Origin of the sequence: Nostoc sp. C117 (assembly GCF_043099735.1) — a bacterium.
Classification (GTDB): Bacteria; Cyanobacteriota; Cyanobacteriia; order Cyanobacteriales; family Nostocaceae; genus Nostoc.
In genome coordinates this window covers 3614091-3634635 of record NZ_CP170991.1, presented here as the reverse complement: position 1 = coordinate 3634635, position 20545 = coordinate 3614091, and the positions used below count along the sequence as shown (strand labels likewise).

The 20545-nt window shown below is 41.4% G+C and carries 16 protein-coding genes; 8 read left to right on the top strand and 8 right to left on the bottom strand.

Features of this window, described 5'->3' with window-relative positions:
• The first annotated feature begins 276 nt into the window (after positions 1 to 276).
• Positions 277 to 426 (top strand): hypothetical protein, encoded by a 150-nt coding sequence (locus ACFG4S_RS15740; RefSeq protein ID WP_392535676.1) that lies wholly within the window; start codon positions 277 to 279, stop codon positions 424 to 426.
• Positions 427 to 675: 249 nt separating this feature from the next.
• On the opposite strand, the gene ACFG4S_RS15735 is transcribed toward ACFG4S_RS15740, so the two are convergent.
• From ACFG4S_RS15735 to ACFG4S_RS15720, 4 genes are all read right to left on the bottom strand, one after another.
• The gene (locus tag ACFG4S_RS15735) at positions 676 to 1587 is read right to left on the bottom strand and encodes an IS982 family transposase (RefSeq protein ID WP_392530720.1); all 912 of its coding nucleotides are present in this window, start codon (positions 1585 to 1587) and stop codon (positions 676 to 678) included.
• A 465-nt stretch (positions 1588 to 2052) separates the two neighbouring features.
• Positions 2053 to 3726, bottom strand: coding sequence for an L-aspartate oxidase (gene nadB / locus ACFG4S_RS15730; RefSeq protein WP_392535675.1), 1674 nt, complete (start codon positions 3724 to 3726; stop codon positions 2053 to 2055).
• 175 nt (positions 3727 to 3901) lie between these two features.
• Entirely contained in the window at positions 3902 to 4330 is a 429-nt protein-coding gene (gene psbU / locus ACFG4S_RS15725) for a photosystem II complex extrinsic protein PsbU (RefSeq protein WP_392535674.1), read from the bottom strand.
• A 471-nt stretch (positions 4331 to 4801) separates the two neighbouring features.
• Positions 4802 to 5569, bottom strand: a complete 768-nt coding sequence (locus ACFG4S_RS15720) for a DUF3120 domain-containing protein (protein ID WP_392535673.1) — start codon at positions 5567 to 5569, stop codon at positions 4802 to 4804.
• A gap of 182 nt (positions 5570 to 5751) precedes the next feature.
• Here ACFG4S_RS15720 and ACFG4S_RS15715 point away from each other — a divergent pair, with 182 nt between their 5' ends.
• Both ACFG4S_RS15715 and ACFG4S_RS15710 read left to right on the top strand, forming a co-directional pair.
• Positions 5752 to 6663 carry an undecaprenyl-diphosphate phosphatase gene (locus tag ACFG4S_RS15715; protein ID WP_392535672.1) on the top strand — a complete coding sequence of 304 codons (912 nt, stop codon included), beginning with the start codon at positions 5752 to 5754 and terminating at the stop codon, positions 6661 to 6663.
• Positions 6664 to 6739: 76 nt separating this feature from the next.
• Positions 6740 to 8065 (top strand): TIGR03279 family radical SAM protein, encoded by a 1326-nt coding sequence (locus ACFG4S_RS15710; RefSeq protein WP_392535671.1) that lies wholly within the window; start codon positions 6740 to 6742, stop codon positions 8063 to 8065.
• Positions 8066 to 8326: 261 nt separating this feature from the next.
• Here ACFG4S_RS15710 and ACFG4S_RS15705 read toward each other — a convergent pair whose 3' ends face one another.
• Positions 8327 to 8560, bottom strand: a complete 234-nt coding sequence (locus tag ACFG4S_RS15705; RefSeq protein ID WP_392535670.1) for a hypothetical protein — start codon at positions 8558 to 8560, stop codon at positions 8327 to 8329.
• A 568-nt stretch (positions 8561 to 9128) separates the two neighbouring features.
• Between ACFG4S_RS15705 and ACFG4S_RS15700 the strand changes: the two genes are divergently transcribed.
• The 5 genes from ACFG4S_RS15700 (at position 9129) to ACFG4S_RS15680 (ending at position 18323) form a co-directional block, all read left to right on the top strand.
• The gene (locus tag ACFG4S_RS15700) at positions 9129 to 11933 is read left to right on the top strand and encodes a glycoside hydrolase family 10 protein (RefSeq protein ID WP_392535669.1); all 2805 of its coding nucleotides are present in this window, start codon (positions 9129 to 9131) and stop codon (positions 11931 to 11933) included.
• Between the two features lie 337 nt (positions 11934 to 12270).
• Positions 12271 to 14787 (top strand): PAS domain-containing protein, encoded by a 2517-nt coding sequence (locus ACFG4S_RS15695; RefSeq protein ID WP_392535668.1) that lies wholly within the window; start codon positions 12271 to 12273, stop codon positions 14785 to 14787.
• Positions 14788 to 14800: 13 nt separating this feature from the next.
• Positions 14801 to 16012, top strand: a complete 1212-nt coding sequence (locus ACFG4S_RS15690) for an EAL domain-containing protein (protein ID WP_392535667.1) — start codon at positions 14801 to 14803, stop codon at positions 16010 to 16012.
• A gap of 117 nt (positions 16013 to 16129) precedes the next feature.
• Entirely contained in the window at positions 16130 to 17476 is a 1347-nt protein-coding gene (locus ACFG4S_RS15685; protein ID WP_392535666.1) for a PQQ-dependent sugar dehydrogenase, read from the top strand.
• Positions 17477 to 17915: 439 nt separating this feature from the next.
• Positions 17916 to 18323 carry a phosphomannose isomerase type II C-terminal cupin domain gene (locus ACFG4S_RS15680; RefSeq protein ID WP_392535665.1) on the top strand — a complete coding sequence of 136 codons (408 nt, stop codon included), beginning with the start codon at positions 17916 to 17918 and terminating at the stop codon, positions 18321 to 18323.
• A gap of 242 nt (positions 18324 to 18565) precedes the next feature.
• Here the strand turns inward: ACFG4S_RS15680 and ACFG4S_RS15675 are convergent, their stop codons facing one another.
• Genes ACFG4S_RS15675 through ACFG4S_RS15665 form a run of 3 tightly spaced genes read right to left on the bottom strand, consistent with a single transcriptional unit; the run spans position 18566 to position 20545 of the window.
• The gene (locus tag ACFG4S_RS15675) at positions 18566 to 18841 is read right to left on the bottom strand and encodes a hypothetical protein (protein ID WP_392536163.1); all 276 of its coding nucleotides are present in this window, start codon (positions 18839 to 18841) and stop codon (positions 18566 to 18568) included.
• A complete protein-coding gene (locus tag ACFG4S_RS15670) occupies positions 18838 to 20106 on the bottom strand; it encodes an MFS transporter (RefSeq protein ID WP_392535664.1) in 1269 nt (422 codons plus the stop codon). The genes ACFG4S_RS15675 and ACFG4S_RS15670 overlap by 4 nt, the downstream gene beginning before the upstream one ends.
• Positions 20072 to 20545 carry a MarR family winged helix-turn-helix transcriptional regulator gene (locus ACFG4S_RS15665; protein WP_392535663.1) on the bottom strand — a complete coding sequence of 158 codons (474 nt, stop codon included), beginning with the start codon at positions 20543 to 20545 and terminating at the stop codon, positions 20072 to 20074. The genes ACFG4S_RS15670 and ACFG4S_RS15665 overlap by 35 nt, the downstream gene beginning before the upstream one ends.

Below are 20545 nucleotides of genomic sequence, written 5' to 3'. Positions count from 1 at the left end.
TTTCTTAAGTGTTAACACTATTTAATACCAGCAAATTAAGGTTAATCTGCAAATGAATAGGACAATTACTTGTCCATGAGCAGCAAAAAATAATAACTTTTTAATTCGTTGATGTAAGTTACGTAAAAATACGCAATTTTATAAATTATACGTTTTGAGATGAAAAAAATAGTAATTTTACTGATGACTATGAAAATTAACCTGGGAATTATAAAGTTTATGGTATTATGTATAACTCTTTACATAATATTACCGAAAATGGCTCCTTGCATAGGTATGTTCAGTGCCGCAAGTGCTAGTAGTTTTACCCCTAATGACAGCAATACCTTAATCGCACGCAAAGTCAATTCTCAGAATTTAAAAGACACATATATCCCACCAAATTATGGCGGTCCTGATAGTCCGTATGGTAGTGGTACCCGCTAATATGATTTTGAATTTTGTGGCAACTAAAATCAGTCGCTTCGGGCGTTAAAAGAATATAGCTAATATCATGTCCGGTTGAAAAATTATCGTTAGGGCTGACGCGGGTACATGGAGACGCTTTGCCTCTCTGCCTCCAGTGAGAATCAAGAAGCTCGCAGACTCGCTAACGCTGAGATATCAGTGGGGGATTCAGACTCACCAATGATTGAAGACCACTAAATCTAAAGATTTAACGTGAGTTCGACAGAGCTAAAAAAGGGCAGGAGGTAGAGCAAGTAAGCCTTTTGGGTAAATGTCAATAGAAGGTTTTTTAGGCAAATAAGTATAAGCAGCTAAACCAGCCATTAAATTAACCAAAAAGTTAAATGGACTACGATGGCGAGAATGTTCGATTTGACATATATTTTTTAGATGGTCATTGACGGACTCAATCACAGCGCGTTTGCGTAACAGAATCTTATCAATCAGTTTTACCAAACGGTTTTTCATTTTCTTCTTAGATTTTGTGACTAACTGCAATCCGCGCTCATATAACTCCTCAAATAATTTTTGAGAGATGTATCCTCTGTCACCAAAAAGTTTACCAATTAAGTCACGAGTCATTTCTGGAACTGGTTTTCGGTCATCTACATTCGCCGGAGTTAATGAAAATGCAAGTAATTCTCCGCAATCATTAATAATCAAATGAAGTTTAAATCCAAAGTGCCAACCTACAGAATTTTTACCCCATTCTACTAAGCCTTTAAATACCTTATGAGAATGGGCTCGACAGTTATGACAAACATTAATCGGAGTGGAATCAATAAAGCTAATCCCTGTAATTTCTCCTGTACGTGTATGTAAAAAGCAACATAATAACATTAAGCACCAAGGCATCAATTCCACAAACCGAGTGTAGCTGACCAAATTCGGAAATGCTTGATGCCAACTTTGAAGCACATGCAGAGTGTAGAATTCCTTGAAAGTCTTATATCCACTGCCATGAAATGCAATGACTATTGTCATTACCTCTGATAAACACATCCTCGATTTACTGCGACGCTCTCCAGAAGTAGACGGTAATTGTGGTATTTGCTGCCATAGATTTTCCCATTGGTTACAGAAATCATCTACATCCCAGAATATTTGAGTGATATCGAGCCGAGATACAATGGTAGACATAGCCGAGACCTTGATTTTTCTTAGATATTTTTAGTCTCGGCATTTTTTTGTCACTTTTTCACAGATTCTCAATCAATCGTAGCGATCGCCTGAACAATACCCAATTGTGCAAATCTATATATGGCAAGCTTTTTTGGCTTTTTCTAACCGTCGAACTCACGTTAAAGATTTAGTAGGAGACATCCAAAAACTAAATTATCCATTTTTCAGAGCGAAGACCATAATTGTATTCTTCCTCTGCTTCCTCTGCTCAAGAACAGCTTGCCAAAGCGATTGATTATTTTTTTGGGAGTCCCTAGGGGTCTTAAACCGGCTTATTCATCCTACAGTCCTACAGTCAGAATCAATTCTGTTTTGATAACAAGTGATTACCTGCACTTGATATACAGCAGTTTGTAAGTTTCTAACTGAGATTTACACTAGCGGCTTCGCGTTTAGTCAATGGTTCGTCAGGAACCTGAAATTTCAAACAATATCTGGAGATTTCGACCAGTGCTGTCTTTGTACAAGTGTGTGAACTTGCCAATTTGAATTTGTTTGAGGATAATCTAAACGATAGTGTCCGCCTCGGCTTTCGGTTCTAAAAGCCGCACTTTTGAGAATTAAATCAGCTACATCTAATAAATTGCGAGTTTCTGCCCAAAGTCGCAATTGCCCTTCAACATCTGGTAGGTCAAAACTAGCTGGTTCTGTTGGACGTAAAGCTAGCAAGAATTGAGTTAAAGGTAAGGCGGCTAAATCCTGCTGCCAAGATTCTACAGTGGCGATCGCATTTGACAGTCCTGACTGTTCCCGACAAATACCAGCATTTTGCCACACTAAACGCGGTAACTTTTCCCTAATTATCTCTAGCTGTGCTTGCTGAGTCTGCCAATTGCTACTCTCAGGATTAAATTTCTGCAATGGTAGCCCTGGTGTTTCTAATGGCAATTCAATATCTGCCAACTCAATATTAGCCATCTGAGCGCCAAACACAATACATTCTAATAGCGAATTACTAGCAAGGCGATTTGCTCCATGTACTCCAGTACTAGCAGTTTCACCGACTGCATATAAACCAGGAATGTTAGTACGATTCATTAAATCTGCGACAATACCACCCATCCAGTAATGAGCAGCAGGGGCTACAGGAATTGGTTCACTAAAGACATCAATACCCCAATGCTGACAAACTTTGATGATGTTAGGAAAGCGGTGACGAATTTTGTCGTCGGGAATGGGGCGCATATCCAACCAAACATGAGCGGTGGATGGATCGGCGGTACGTTGTAAATGGCTAAAAATCGCTCTACTGACCACATCTCTTGGTGCAAGCTCACCAGCTGGGTGATAGTCAAAGGCAAAACGCCGCCCTTCATTATCGATTAGGTGTGCCCCTTCGCCGCGTACAGCTTCGCTAATTAGAAAGCGATCGGCACCAGGTTTGGTGAGAGCGGTGGGATGAAATTGGACAAATTCTAAATCGCGGAGGATAGCCCCAGCACGAGCAGCGATCGCTACCCCATCACCCGTACTCACAGCCGGGTTAGTGGTTTGGGCAAATACCTGACCCCCACCACCAGTTGCTAGTACTACAGCACCAGCTCTTATCCATGTGATTTCACCTTGATAAAACAAGCTAATTCCCTGACAGCGACCAGTTTGGGGTTCAATCCACAAACTCAAAGCCAAAGCTTGTTGGATGACTTGAATATTTTGGCGGCGGAGAACTTGGGTGGTGAGAGTGGTGGTAACTTCTCGTCCTGTGGTGTCAGCGGCGTGGAGAACACGGTTGCGAGAATGGGCTGCTTCTAAAGTTAAAGCCAAAGCTTGACCATGACGGTCAAAAGCTACTCCCAAGTTAACTAGAGACTGAATACAGTTAGGAGCAAGTTGGGCGAGAAATTCCACGGCGGCGCGATCGCATAAACCGGCACCTGCCTGGATTGTATCTTCAATGTGTAGCCTTGGAGAATCTTCTGGGGCAACTGCTGCGGCAATACCACCTTGTGCCCAATCACTTGCGGACAAAGCGACAGTTTCTTTGGTAATCAAGCCGACTCGCAAAGACTCTGGCAGACACAGCGCTGTGTAAAGTCCGGCAGCACCAGCGCCAACTACTAAAACATCAAATTGGGTAGGAATATCTATCTGAGGCAAGGTAAGGGGGGAGATGGGGGAGCAGGGGGAGCAGGGGGAGCAGGGGGAGCAGGGGAGATGAGGTAGTAAAGTCTACTTTGTCTCCCTTGTCTCTTTCATCCCCATCTGTAATAGAATATCCCACTCCTTAGAATCAGGAGTGGGCTGCTTTTGCTACATTCACTGCAACGTGCAGTTATCTGTAGATACCGTTGTTAAAACGATCGTCTCCCTCGTTGAAGGCAGGCTCTAGTTCTGTCACGGTGAAATTATCGAAGTTGGCTTGCAGAGTTTGTTTTTGGCTATCGCTCAATCCCGGAAGATCCAATACATCCTCTACATTCTTGTAGGGTGCATTCGTGATGATTTTCTTAGCTAGGGTGGGATAAAGCCCTGGAAACTGTTGAAAAGCTCGGACGTTGGTATTATTCAAATCAATTTTTTTACCAAATTCCGTTGCTAGCTTCTTGTCTGCCCGATTCTGCCGCTCAATTGCCAGAATTGGGACTTGGGGAAAAGCAAAACTGTTGAAACTAGCAGCTTGGGCTATCTGAGTTGTTCCCAGCCATCCCCAGCAACCAAGTAACAAACTAAACACTGTTAATAAACGCACCAATCCTTTCACGATTTTTTTACCTCTTTCCATCAAACAGAAATAAAAGTTTTCAGCTAACGGCTGTCATTGGTCATTTGTTAGAGGACAAAGGACAAAGGACAAAACCTAATAGCTCGATCAACACAGCAGTCATCAGAAACTAATATACAGCGTATTAATATCCACAATATTTACTGTTACTGGGTTTGACTGTAGTTTTGCGAATTATTTCCACTGGGAAGAGTGCTACATAGCGGTAACAGCGTTGCATTCATAGACTACGGTACATTCCCAGATGAACAAAATCTTTGCAGGTTGGTTGATTCTACTTCCCAACTAAACAGAAGATTCTGGGATGGACAATAGCGCCAACTCTCCCAAAGATGACTTGATTGTGATGAAGATTGTAATATTTCTTAATTAAAGAATCATTTACAGCATCATTATTGATGGGCTGTAGATTGTGTTGAGAAAAGTTTTGCTTTTAAGATTAAACAATTTTTAAGCTGCGATCGCAGCGAGTAAAAATAGGCTGTCTACCAAAATTGTGCTTAAAACTGCCCCACCAAACGCATACCAGTGTCTGTGGTTTTGACCTAAAGGTAAAATTCCCACTGTTAACAGCATTAGGGCGAGAACGATCGCCCAAGTTTCACCCCAAGGTGTTTGTACCTGTATCAAAGCATTTTGTAAAATTTGTGATGCACCATCTACATCCGATCTCATGATTTGCCGCCAATAGGGCATCAAATCTACAAGATAAAAATATACATCTGTTAAAACTGTACCGAGCAAAGAACCTAAATAAAACCAGCTACCCACCTTACCCCAATTCTTCGCCAAACACCAACAAGCAAACGGTAAGCCGATACACTCCACTGGTAAATGCCATACAGGTTCCCAACGTAACCAACCCCAGTAAATTGCTCCTGCTAACCAACTCCAGCTAAACCCTAAGAGCAAATCTCCCCAAACATAAGTTACGGGGCGTGACATCAATGTAAAACTTAACCACACCCAAAATGCTGTCAGCGCTAAACTCAGACTCGGTAGCGATCGCACTATTGGCGCTTCGACAAATACTGGTACTGATACTAAAAATACCGCCACCGCAAACACTAACCATGTTTGTCTAGAAGAGATTAAGGGCAGGGAAGCAGAGGAGGAGAGTGTAGATTCCAATTCTCTGATATCACTGTCCTTGGTATTAGATATATCCAACCCAGTATCAATAGAAGTGGTGTAGGAGGACAATGTATTATTTATCAAAGTTTTTAATATTTGTTACTAAACTTTATCTTATTTAAGATATCACACTTTCAAATCCCCCCCTGGGGCATTTTAATTTTACCTAGAATTTGCGTAGGTTATATGTCGCCCGGAAAAACCGATCGCAACAACGTAAAGTTGGATAATTCACAAAAGTATGTATCTTTAGGAGTTTGAAATTAATGGCGACAAATTGGTTATTCCCGCAACTGCTAGAGATGGGAGTATCGCATCTAGCTGTGGCTGCAAGTCCAGTCAACTTTGTACAGCAACTATTTCAGGCATTTATTCTCGGCATTGTCCAAGGAATCACAGAATTTCTGCCCATTAGCAGCACAGCCCATTTAGAAGTGTTCACCAAGGCTCTTCACTGGGAAGAATTGGGATCGAAAGCTTTTCTGGCTACAATTCAGTTTGGCAGTGTAATTGCAGTCTTAATTTATTTCTGGACAGATATTAACTTGATATTAACGGGAGGCTGGAAAGCTTTTCGTCAAAAAGACTGGCAACGAGAAGAATGGAAATTATTGGTGGGGATAGCAATCGGAACCTTACCTGCATTAGTAGGTGGATTTCTCCTGAAAAAAGCCCTCAACGATGAAAATTCAACAATTAATAGTATGACTACCATCGCGATCGCTTCAATCGTCATGGCGCTTTTATTGGGTGCAGCCGAAAAATTAGGTAGTCGCAAACGAGATTTTAACTCAGTCACAATAGTTGATGGATTGCTCATCGGTTTGGGGCAAATGCTCGCCTTAGCACCCGGTGTATCCCGTTCTGGCTCCACTTTAACAACGGCATTATTTCTAGGGCTAGAGAGGCAGACAGCAGCGAGATTTTCCTTTTTGTTAGGAATTCCCACCTTAACAATTGCTACTTTATATGAATTTTTTAAAGAGGCACTGGGAAAAATTGACCTAATAGTGGTATTAGTAGGAACCTTATCAGCATTTGTATTTTCTTATATTTCCATCGCCTGGTTATTGCGATATCTTCAAACCAAGAATACTTGGATATTTGTTTGGTATCGCTTGGCATTTGGGACAGTAATCTTGGGCGCCATCGCCAAAGGATTTTTGCACAATAGTTAATAGTCATTGGTCATTGGTCATTTGTCCAATGCCCCATGCCAAATACCCTATACCCTATACCCAATGCCCAATGCCCATGACTACCATTAATCCTGCCCGAATTACTAGAGTATTACCTGATTCCATAGCCGCAGAGATTGGCTTTGAGGCAGGGGATGCGATCGTTGCTATCAACGGTACACATCCCCGTGATTTAATTGATTATCAGTTTTTGTGTGCTGATGAAGTCTTGGAACTCGAAGTTTTAGATGCTGCTGGTAAAACTCATAACCTGGAAATCGAAAAAGATTACGACGAAGACTTAGGGCTAGAATTTGAAACTGCTCTATTTGATGGCTTAATTCAGTGCAATAACCGCTGTCCGTTTTGCTTTATCGACCAACAGCCACCAGGTAAGCGCACTAGCTTGTATTTGAAAGACGATGATTATCGTCTGAGCTTTTTGTACGGCTCCTATTTAACCCTCACCAATCTATCAGAAAAAGAATGGCGGCGCATTGAACAAATGCGCCTGTCTCCCTTGTATGTTTCCGTTCATGCAACGGAGGCTGAAGTGAGAATTAGACTGCTAAAAAATCAGCGTGCGGGACAAATTTTGCAACAACTGAAGTGGTTTCAAGAAAGGCGATTGCAAATTCATGCTCAAGTGGTTGTTTGTCCTGGCATAAACGATGGCGAACATTTAGAACAAACCCTCAAAGATTTAGCGTCCTTTCATACTGGTGAAGTGCCAACGGTGGCGTCAGTAGCAGTTGTACCAGTCGGGTTGACACGGTTTCGTCCCCAAGAAGATGAACTCATACCTGTAACTAGGGAAAAAGCCCAAGAAGTAATTTCTCAAGTCAAAATACTTTCGCAGCAATTTCGCCAAAAATTCGCCTCTAGCGTTACTTGGTTAGCCGATGAGTGGTTTTTGATTGCAGGTGAAGAATTACCAAGCGAATCGGAATATGAAGAATATCCCCAAATTGATAACGGTGTTGGTTCAATTCAATTATTTATCAAACAATTTTCCACTGCCGCGGCAGAATTATTACCAGCAAAAGTTTATCCTCAGAGAAAATTTACTTGGGTAGTAGGCAATGCTGTGGAAAAAGCATTTCAACCGATTTTGAAACGCTTAAATTTGGTTGAAGGTTTAGAAGTAAATATGCGTGCTTTATCTAGTGATTACTGGGGACAGGAGATTAGTGTAACTGGATTACTAACTGGTCATGACTTGCTTTTAAACTTAGCAGAAGAAGATTTGGGCGATGGTATTTTGCTACCAAATGTTATGTTGAAACATAGTGAATTAGTATTTTTAGATGATATCAGTATTCAAGAATTAGCTAGCAAGTTAAAAACAAATATCTTACCAGTGGCAGGAGTTGAAGATTTAATTAACACCTGTATTAGTTAACTAATTTTTGTTAATTATTAGAGTTGATGAAGAAGGTTTCGGGGAAGGAAAAAAGGTAAAATAGTCCTTGTTTTCCAAGTTTAATTTATAAAAAAATTTGGTATTCTAGGGTGTGTAGCTTTGAGAGTACGGAATCAAATCCTTATAAAGGCTGTGTTACGCTGTCGCTAACACACCCTGTATGTCTTTTCAAAAATCAAATAGGAACCCTATAATTCAATACAGTTCAGATAAGACCAAAAGACTTGTAGAGATGACGATTTATCGCGTCTTGTAGAAACTGCTTCGATAATCGCTAGACGCGTATAAGCCATAAATCGAATGAGCCAGGTTGTGTGACAATAGGCGATTGACTGCGGTGCGATCGCTGTAGAAAAATTCTAAATATTCAGTGGACGAGATTTTCTGGTTTCTGGCGATCGAAGGAAGCCGAATTTGGTCAAGTCTCCCAAATACCATAGTATGATAGGGATCTGAAGTTGTCTCCTGGCGCATAACCTAGCGATTTAGATCGCCAAAGCTCATGATACAAGGAGCTATGCAAGGGTAAAATTTTAGGCGCTGACGAGCGGATAAGGTTTCATCCCGTAAAAAATCAAAAAATGGCAGGTGGCTGTACTCTTTTTTGAAGTTTAAAATGATAATCGTATATGAGAGAGAAGAGGTGAGCGTCGCTTACCTCTTCTCCCTTTTTGATTATTTTTTTCAGTCTTTGACAACTTATTCCGACAGTTTATTCCAGCCTATGGAATTAAGCTAGTGCGTAAGTTTGATGAATAATTAATTAGACGAATTGATTTTAGTATTTTAAGCTCTAGCTAATATAATTATCAAATTTATTTTGGTTGTTAAAAATTGAATTAAACGCAGAATGTAATGCCAAAAATTTATGTCAAATCGCCTCTGATAATTTGAGTATCGATCTTGGCATTTTTTATCGATTTTGATACGCTATATTAGTTAAGTTCATTCAGTAAGTACCTTGACGACTAGTTTATTACTTACTAATGAATTATGACTAATAATTCAATTAATTAATAATTAAGTAAATAAGGAGTGACTGGTGAAGAATCAAGAAAAACGAAAAGATGTCAGATTAAAAAATAAAGAAACTAAAAAAATATTTATTTTAGGTTTTGAAATTTTACTTTTAAATTTATTTAGTATTTTGCCAGTAACTGCGGCAACTGAAGAACCTGTATTGAGCGTAGTCCATAGTGAAGAAAATGCTAATCAATGGACAGGGATAAGCGATCGCCTACAGACAATGGGGGGGAAATATTGTGTAGTTTCCCTAAGTAATATCAGGAGTATGGCAGATTGGGGCGATCGCCGGATCTTATTTTTGCCAAATGTTGAGACATTAACTCCAACCCAAGTCATCGCCCTAGAAGAATGGATGAGTAAGGGAGGGCGTTTAATTGCCAGTGGTCCTGTAGGTAGTTTGTCGGCACCAGGAGTTCGCCAGTTATTGCGATCGCTCTTAGGAGGTTATTGGGGATTCAGCCTTAGTGACACACAAGAAATCAAACCTGCAAAAACCAAAATCCCAGGATGGGCAAACGAAACTGCACTCTTTGGCAAAGTGCGTGGCGGTGTTGTGATTCCTAATGATATGGGCGCCCAATCTATTGCCATTTGGAATTCCAAAGATAATCCAGCCGCAGTAATCACAACCGAACGTTCGACATTTTTGGGCTGGCGTTGGGGAACAGATACAGCCTCCACAGCAGAGTTAGATAGCGCTTGGTTAAAAGCTGCTGTCAATTACTATTTGACAGCACCAGCACCATCCAATCGGATGAAAAAAATAGAAGGAGCTTCCTCAAGTTGCTCTACGACTGTAGCGACGACGGTAGGGAACTTAGGGACACGGGGGGGCGAAGTTCCCCGCGTCACTGCGTCACCCCCTCCCCGCATTACCCCATCCCCTACTCCTCCAAAAACTGCCACAGTTCCCCAACCGAGGCCGCTTCCCATAGTCAAACCGCCAAGTTCCCAGGAGGCTATCGATCAATTGGAAGAAGCGGTGCGTCTAGATGTTGTCCCCAACTCCAATGAGCCGATAAATGAAAACGAAGCGATCGCCCTCCAACAAGAGTTAGAAAATCTCATTGGTCGGGTGGAAAGCGCACAGTTAGCAGTCTCAGCCAATGCTGTTAATCCTAGTGAAGCTATATCTGATAATAAGCAGTCCTCTGGATATGCGTTGACTGTAGATGTAGAATCTGTCAAGCAGGAGACGCAATTGGCCTCAAGCAGACCAGGGGCACTAATCAAGACCAAAGAACAAGCCTTGGCACAGGCGAAAGTGATTGCCAAAAATTTATCTAATTTGATTGCCCAAAAAAACTACGCACTGGCTCGTCAGCAGTGGCTAGTTGCTAAGAGAATTTTGTGGCAGCAATTCCCTGTGGATCAAAGGCTAGCCCAGCCAGAAATTCGGGCTGTTTGGTTAGACCGAGGGACGATTGTTCGTGCCGGTAGCAAAGCGGGACTAGCCAAGGTTTTTGACCGACTAGCAGAAACCGGAATTAACACCGTCTTTTTTGAAACTGTCAATGCTGGCTATACAATTTATCCGAGCCAAGTTGCCAAAGAACAAAACCCATTAATTCACGGTTGGGACCCCCTAGCAGATGCAGTTACACTAGCCCATGAACGAGACATGGAATTACACGCTTGGGTTTGGACTTTTGCGGCTGGTAACCAACGTCACAATGAAATTATCAACGTTAATCCTGATTACCCAGGGCCAGTACTGGCTGCTCATCCCGATTGGGCAAACTACGATAACCTTGGTAACATGATTCCCGTTGGGCAGACTAAGCCATTCTTCGACCCAGCTAACCCGGAAGTGCGGCAGTATTTGCTGAAGCTGTACAAAGAAATCGTCACTCAGTATGATGTAGATGGTTTACAACTAGATTACATTCGTTACCCTTTCCAAGACCCACTTGCAGGTCGAACCTACGGTTATGGTAAAGCTGCAAGAGCGCAGTTTCAGCAACTTACTGGTGTAGATCCAGTAAATATTTCTCCCAGCCAACCAGAACTGTGGCAAAAATGGACAGCATTTCGCACCGAACAAGTTGATAGCTTTGTTGCCCAAGTATCAAAGGAATTGCGACAAAAGCGAGCCAACTTGATTTTGTCAGTTGCAGTCTTTCCTTTGCCGCAAATCGAGCGAATTGAAAAAATTCAACAAAACTGGGAAATTTGGGCAAGGCGGGGGGATATAGATTTAATCGTTCCCATGACCTATGCTTTAGATACTTCGCGGTTTCAACGACTGGCTCAACCGTGGATTGCTTCTAAACAATTAGGAGCCACTTTGTTAGTGCCAGGAATTCGCTTACTTTCTTTGCCAACAATCGGAACATTTGACCAACTCCAGTTGGTGAGGGATTTGCCAGTTAGCGGTTATGCACTCTTTGCGGCAGAGAACTTTAACAACGAGTTAGAAAAACTCTTTATTAGTACCCAAGGTAGAGTTCAATCCAGAACACGCGAACCTATTCCTCACCGCCAACCTTTTCAAACTGCTGCAATTCGTTACAGCGCACTGCAACGGGAATGGAAATTTGTTTTGCAAAATGACCAAATGCCAATGCCTGCTAAAACAATTTCAGATTTTAACAACCAGGCAGAAGTTTTACGCATTGCTTTAAATCAGCTTTCCACTGCGCCTTCTAGCAGTAAGTTACTAGTAGCAAAGGCTTCGCTGACTCGCTTCCAGTCTCAATTTCGGGTATTGATGAAGCAAGAGTTGAAATCAAATTCCTATCAGGTCAAAGTCTGGGAAAATCGGCTTGCAACTATAGAAAGGCTATTGCGTTACGGTGAACGGCGGGTGCCGTTGCGTTAGTTGGGCATTAGGAGTGTAGGAGGGGTGAAAAGATGGGGTGGTGGGGTGAAATTCTCTTCCCATACTTAGGCTTTGCGGTAGTTGAATCTCGACTTCTCCTAACGGAGACGCTACGCGAACGCTCGATTTCCGCGTAGTCGAAACTCAGTACAAGTCTCCCCAATGCCCCATACCGATTTCCAACTAACTGCCTATAAACCGCTTTGTATTTCTTAACACTAGTTTTACAGTGTTTACACTTCAAAAATTACTAACTTTTTAGCGGCAAAATATTAGAAAATGCTTAAGTGAGGAGCTTTCGATAACTTTCGTTTGATAATAGCTATAGTAATAATCTATGCAAGCTTTATCTCCGTTTCTCGGGCTAGAAAGCTTAGAGTCAATAATCGACTGTTCGCCGTTGATGGTTGTGCCGGAAACACCACTATCAGATGCGATCGCTCTGATGGCAACACAGAGCAAAGATGTCTTGGTAGGGTCTTCTTCGCACTTAGTCGGCTGCTTTACAAAGCGTGATATTGTAGATCTTATAGCTTCAGGGACTGATTTGAGAACAGCTAAAATTTCTGAGGTTATGCATACCTCGGTCAAGACATTGAAGGTCTCAGAATTTCCGGAAATGACCTGTAACTTGTCACTATTGTGCCAGCAGCATTTGGATTTACTGCCAGTTGTAGATAATCAAGGTCAAGTTATCGGTGTAATCACTCCTGAGAGTATTTGTCAAGCGCTGGCACAAGAAATAGAGACAACTACAAATAACTACGAAGAAACTGAAGAAAAACGTGGCAATTTTGTAGGTTATATTGACTCCTATTTAGATATCACCGAATCCAAGCAAGCTTTTGAAGTATTGCCGGAAAATGGTACTCAAAAAAGATTGACTTTAGTACCGACTCACACAATCTATTGGGAGCAGAATCTCAATCAAGACCTGATGTTATTCTTGAGTATACTGGGTGAGCCAGGAGAAACTCAAGAAATATCTTACAGCAAATTTTTGGAGTTAGTACATCCAGGCGATCGGGAAAAATTTGCTTCTACCTATTCTGAGGCGATCGCTAATAGTAGTTCTTTTGAGATAGAACATAGAATTTTCCTTGAGGGGCGATGCTCTGAGTACAAATGGTTACTAACACGCGCTATAGTACGTAAAGACACGACAGGCAAACCAGCCCGCCTCATTGGAGTTTCTGTGGATATTACCTCCTGTGTACAGGCAAAAGAGGAACAACTGCGGCTATTGCAGCAAATAATGGATACTATCCCCCAGTGCGTTTTCTGGAAAGATAGAAACTCTGTCTTATTGGGTTGTAATCGTAAGTTTATCAAAATAGCTGGTTTTGACCAAGCAAAAAATGAGGCATCCAACCATAGTGAATCACGGTTCCGCAATTTAGTTGAAGTCAGTAGCGATTGGGTATGGGAAGTTGATGAAAATACAGTCTATACCTATGTCAGTCCGAAAATACGTGACATTTTGGGTTATGAACCAACAGAAGTTTTGGGTAAAACCCCTTTTGAATTTATGTCAGCTGCAGAAGCGAAACGTGTAATTAAAATTTTTGCCCCAATCGCTGCTGCACAACAACCATTTAAATGTCTTGAAAGTATTAATATTCACCAAGATGGTCATCTAGTGGTTCTCGAAACAAGCGGAGTTCCAATCTTCGATGATAAGGGTCAATTCCGTGGTTATCGCGGTATAGATCGGGATATTACAGGGCGTAAACAGACAGAAACGGCACTACTTGTCAGCCAACAAAAGCTGCAATATTTACTTTCTTCTAGTCCAGCTATCATCTATACCTGTAATATTTCTGGAGACTTCAACACAACATTTGTTAGCGAAAATGTCGTTAGTATGACAGGCTATAAAGCCGAAAAATTTATCGAAAATTCTAATTTTTGGGCTAGTCATATTCATCCAGAAGATATAACGCAAGTATTTGCCGAAATCTCAAATATATTAACACAGGGTTACTATACAATAGAGTACCGATTTTTACATCAAGACGGTATCTATCGTTGGATATACGATCAAGGTAAGATAGTCCGAGATCAAAGTGGGAATCCTGTAGAAATAGTCGGTTACTGGGCAAACATCACAGAACGCAAGCACTTAGAACAAGAACTGAGAGTAGCACTAGAAAAAGAAAAACAACTCAGCGAACTTAAATCTCGCTTTGTCTCAATGACTTCTCATGAATTTCGTACACCATTGAGTACTATTCTTTCTTCTTGTGAGTTACTGGAACACTACCGTCACAAATGGACAGAAGAAAAACAACTAACTCATTTACATCGTATTCAAACGGCTGTCAAGCGAATGACTGAAATGTTGAATGATGTATTAGTTATTGGCAAAGCGGGAACTGGTAAATTAAATTATAGACCAACATCCTTTGATTTAGTCAAATTCTGCGAACAATTGCTGGACGAAATACAGATGAATCTCAACAATCAGCGCTTGATTTCTTTCACCAGTCAGTACGAATTTGTATCCTGCTGTATGGATGAAAAATTGTTGGGACATATTCTAAATAACTTACTATCAAATGCTATTAAATATTCCCCAGATGATAGCATTATCAAATTTAGTCTCAGTTGCAAAAATGGACAAGCAATATTTGAAATTCAAGATTGGGGAATTGGCATTCCACAGGAAGATTTACCATACCTATTTGAATCCTTTCATCGCGCTAGTAATGTCGGCAATATACTAGGCACTGGATTAGGAATGTCAATTGTCAAAAAGTGTGTAGATATTCATAAAGGAGAAATATTTGTCAAAAGTACGGTGGGATTAGGCACGAGTTTTACTGTAATTTTATCATTAAATAATAAAATATAAATTGGGATTAACTATGGCAAAAATTTTAATAATCGAAGATGAAGAATCAGTCAGGGAAAACCTTTTAGATTTACTACAAGCTGAAGATTTTGAAACTATTTCTGCGGCTAATGGCAGAATTGGGGTACACTTGGCTATTTCCGAAGTTCCCGATTTAATTTTGTGTGATATGATGATGCCAGAAATTGATGGTTATGGCGTGCTAACAGCATTACGCCAAGATCCAACGACGGCAACAATTCCCTTCATTTTTCTAACAGCTAAATCTACCAAATCTGACTTCCGTCAAGGTATGAATATGGGTGCAGATGACTACGTAACTAAGCCATTCACTCGGGCTGAGTTATTAAGTGCCATCATGAACAGGTTGGAAAAGTATGCTACTTTAAAAAGGCATTTATCTCCCCAGAGTACAATTCATCATTTTTCTCCGAAAATGCAGTTGTTAGAAATTAGCTTGCATCGGGCAATCAAACAACATAATTTTCAGGAGTTTGAGATTTATTATCAACCAATAGTCGATATTGCTTCTGGTAAAATAGTAGCTGCTGAAAGTTTATTGCGCTGGCATAGTCCAGAATTAGGAATAATTTACCCAACAGAATTTATTCCCTTAGCAGAATCTACAGGTTTAATTGTTCCTATCGGTAAATGGGTATTAAAAAAAGTCTGTCAGCAAATTAAAATCTGGCGCGATGTGGGGATTAATTCATTAATTATTGCTGTAAATTTATCGGTAATTGAATTTAATCAACCAGATTTTTTTCAGAGAATATTGAATTTTATAGAAACTAATAATTTACAAGCAAATTGCCTAGAATTAGAACTGACTGAAAGTATGATTATGCAAGATGTTAATAATGCGATCGCTACTATGAGCAAATTGCAATCTTTGGGTGTGAAAATAGCGATCGATGATTTTGGTACAGGCTACTCTTCTTTAATTTATCTGAAAAATTTACCAATTAATACTTTAAAAATAGACCGTTATTTTATTCATAATGTTGCTCATGATTTCCAAAAGTCAGCGATTACCAAAGCATTAATTCAAATGGCTCATAATCTAAACCTAGATGTAATTGCTGAAGGGGTAGAAACAGAAGCAGAATTAGCTTTTTTACGCCAACACAACTGTAATTCTATGCAAGGTTTTCTCTTTAGTCGTCCATTGCCAGCAGCCGAATTTGAAAATTTTTTGTTGACTAATAAATGTTTATATGTTTAGGGAATTGGGCATTGGGCAGAGATGAGAATGACAAATGACAAAAATCGGACTTTAGGCTGGCGACAATTATTAAGCCTCAAGTCTAGAGTATAAAAATTGTGTATAGTATCTACTACCATGAAAATTTCTGCGCGTTTCTTGTTGCCAGTCTTTTTGCTAACCTTGGTAGCAGCGTGTAATCAGACTCGCGCCTCCTCAGATAATCCCCCACCGCAAACATCTTTACCTTCTGCCGAATTAGCACAGAATCTTACAGAGTCGAAAAATCTCATTCGCACTGAAGCATTTTCACCTAAACCTATCCGAGTCACTCTCAAGAGCTTACCAGCACCCTTCGCAACAGAAAGTGCCTCTAAGCGACCCGAAGTTGTGCCGATTCCGGAAAACCCGGTACTGCGCGTACCACCAGGCTTTACTGTTAACGTCTTTGCTAAAGATTTAAATGCCCCACGCTGGCTAGCTTTAACCCCCAGTGGTGATGTACTGGTGACTGAAACCGGGCAAAATCGCATTCGTCTGTTGCGCGATCGCAACGGGGATGGTGTCGCTGATGTTCGAGAAACCTTTGCTACTAGGGACAACGGACTCAATCGACCTTTCGGAATGGCTTTTGCAGGTGATTCCTTCTTTCTGGGGAACACAGATGCTGTATTGCGTTTTCCCTATACTCAAGGTGAAAACAAAATTACAGGTAAGGGACAAAAAATTGCTGATTTGCCGGCTCAAGGTTATAACAATCATTGGACACGCAATGTTGTTGTCTCACCCGATGGCCATAAATTATATGTTTCAATTGGTTCGGGAACCAATGTGGATGAAGAACCCCTACCACGGGCTTCAATACAGGTGATGAATTTGGATGGTTCCCAACAACAGACCTTTGCTTCAGGTTTGCGTAACCCTGTTGGTCTGGACTTTCATCCTGTAACTAAGGAACTTTACGCTACTGTTAACGAACGGGATGGAATTGGCGATGATTTGGTGCCAGATTATTTGACACGTATCCAGCAAGGAGAATTCTACGGTTGGCCTTATGCTTATCTGACGCCAAATAACCTCGATCCGCGTCAAAAGATAAACGATCAAAGCAAACGCCCCGATTTAGCAGCCCGTACCCGGACGCCCGATGTGTTGTTTCAGGCGCACTCAGCGGCATTGGGTTTGCAGTTTTATGATGGTAAAACCTTTCCCCAAAAATATCATAACGGTGCATTTGCTGCTTTTCGTGGTTCTTGGAATCGCGATCGCGGCACTGGTTACAAAATTGTATTTGTTCCCTTTGATGCTAAAGGGCGATCGCCAGGCTACTATGAAGACTTTCTCACCGGATTTTTGCTCAATCCCTCTGTACCAAGCACTTGGGGACGACCTGTGGGTTTACTCGTCTTACCAGATGGCAGTCTACTAGTAACAGAAGAAGCCAATAATCGAATTTATCGGATTCAGTATACGGGAAGTAAATAATAAGCAAGGATTAATCTAGTAAGCTGATGCGCGTCTAAAGTATATAAACACTCTTGATGGTCATTGACTGTTAAGTGTTGACTGTTGACAGGTTTTCAGTCATCAGTCATCAGGTCAATGTACAAATTAAATGCATAACAGCTTAGTCTGTCAATAAATAATTGATGGATAAATTCATTGTAGAGACGGCGATTTATCGCGTCTCTCTAACCGTCAAATTCATTCTGATAGGTAATAGTGGTCAGATCCCCGACTTCTTAAAGAAGTCGGGGATCTTGCAGCCACGTAAAATTAATGAGACAGACCACTAGTATGCAAGCATAAAGAAATTTCCCAGAGAAGACGTGATGCTTGCTGGAAATTAGTGCATAACCTGACAAATCGGTTTGATGCTAGATTACTGAAAAATAGTGATAGTTATCTGGTTGAGAAATTAATTATGACTCTGAACGAAAATAATACTCAGTCAAATATTAATGAATTGTCTTCGCATTCCGGTACACGATACTGGGGTAATGTGGAGGTGATTGAGGAAGGACAAACCTATAGAATTAGTCGTGTTGAAATCAAACCCAGGCACGGCATTAAACCACAAATCCATTATCATCGCAATGAACACTGGGTTGTAGTCTCAGGTGTAGCAAAAGTCACTTGTGGAGAAGAAGAAATACTACTAAATCGCAACCAGTCAACTTATGTTCCCGCCGCAACACTCCATAAAGTAGAAAATCCCGGTCATATTCCCTTAGTGATTCTGGAAATTCAAAATGGCGAGTATTTGGGTGAGGACGACATAGAACGTCCCTATGACTTAAATTTGATCAAGTCTGTAGGTGATAGTGAGTAGGGGATGAGGGGGCACAGGGGCAGGGTAAGAGGCATACATATCAACTTAACATCAAAGTTATGTCCAGCAAGGAACTGAAGTTCCTTGCTAATAACAAAAGTCTTCTTTTAATGACTATAATATCCCCAAAAATCTCTAGTCATCAAAAGAAGACTTTAACTCAAAGCCAAAGAACTTTAGTTGAAGGTGGCTTTCGCACGTTGCTTTTTGCGATCGCTGCATATACACTTTGTTTTAATCGCTCAATCGTTTGCTTTTGCGCCTCGACAACTGCTTTTGGTGCCGCTTTGAAAATTATCTAGAATAGAACGGCTCCAAAAATGGGCTTCTTGTGGTAGTAAAACCACCTGTTGCCGCAAACATTCTAATGTAATTGTCCTGCTGTCAAGTCCTTGTTGCATGGTACTCCAGCCCAAGTTAGCCAGGTGACCAAAACTCCCTTGATATTCTTCCCAAGCTTGGGCTGTAGCTTGAGTTTTTAACTTAGAAGTCAGCACTTTTAACTCAGCACTCTTCATTTATACTCTTGCAAAGCCCCTAATTTGCGAATTCCTGGCCAAATCATCGCTGTAGCAATCACCACCGCAATTGTACCAATTCCACCACCGACAACGGAAATTACTGGGCCAAACAACGCAGCAGTCAAGCCTGATTCAAATCCCCCCAATTCATTTGAAGCACTAATAAATACGCTATTGATCGCAGCAACTCGACCACGCAAATGATCGGGGGTTCTAATTTGAACTAATGTATGGCGAATCACAACGCTAATACTATCTAGTGCGCCACCAAGTGTCAGCATCAACATAGACAGCCAAAATGAACGAGAAAGTCCAAAGATAATTGTGACAACACCAAAGCCAACTACTGACCACAATAAGGCAGGACCCGCTTTGCGTAAAGGTGGTAAATAAGCCAAGCTAATTGCCATAGTCAAAGCACCTATGGAGTGGGCTGCTTGTAAATATCCCAACTCAACTGGACCGACATGTAAAATATCTTTGGCAAAAATCGGTAATAAAGCGATCGCCCCACCCAACAATACAGCAAACATATCCAATGTAATTGCTGCTAAAATTAATTGATTTTGCCAGACAAATTTAGCACCAGCTGATAGCGCTTTCAGTGATATTGGTTCGGTGTTGCGGATGACTTTTTGCTCTTTGATTGCCAGGGTTAAAATAAAACACAGCAACGCCGCAATCGCTGCTACGACATAAACTCCTGTAGCACTTCCCAGCAGCGCAATTCCAAATCCTCCCAAGGCTGGGCCGATGACTGCGGCTAACTGAAAACTACTACTATTCCAAGTGGCTGCATTGGTAAAAGCACTCACAGGTATCAACTGCCACATTAGCGCATCACCGGCAGGTTTGAGGAATGCCCTAGCGATTCCTGTGAATACCAAGCAAGCGTAAATCAGAAAAACTGCGCCCTGAGTATAGGAAAGTACTGCTAAAGCCAGGGAACAAAGAGCGAGCAACATTACCGACAGTAATATGGTAAGTTTGCGATCGCGGCGATCGGCGACATCTCCGGTAATTAAGGTGAGAGCAATAATTGGCACGACTTGCGCCAGCCCCACGCCACCTAAAAGCATCGCTGAGCCAGTACGCTCATAGAGTTCCCAGCCAATGGCTACAGTTTGCATTTGCGACCCCACGAAAAGCAGTAGGCGTCCAATGGTAAATAGCCGATAGTCCCGAATTCTCAGAACTGCAAAGGGATCGTGCTGTGCAACCTCAGAATTATGGCGATTTGAATTCTGTTTGCTCGAAGACATTTTTTAGTAGAGTTAAGCCTTCTTCAATGTTGGAAATTTGCTCTTCTGTAAGACCTTTGAGCAAATCGGTAATATGAGTCCGAGTTTGATCTTGGGATTGCTTCAGTTGGCGCTTTCCCTCCTCTGTGAGATTGAGCAGCACCCGCCGCCGCTCTTGAGGATGAGCGATGCGTTCCACAAAATCGCGTTGTACTAGGCGTTCTATGGTTGCTGAGGCTGTGGCAGAGGTGACGCCTAAATGCTCTGCCAAGTCAGATAAGGAAGCACCAGGGTTACGATTAATAAATGCTAGCGATCGCAACTGAGGTATAGATAAAAAAGCGGCACTGTGGGCGCGCATATCCGCTCGGATAAACCGCATCACTAATGGAACTGTTTCCATTACTCTGGCGGCACATTCTTCGGAAGTTGTACCTTGATTAGGTTTATCCAAGGTCAT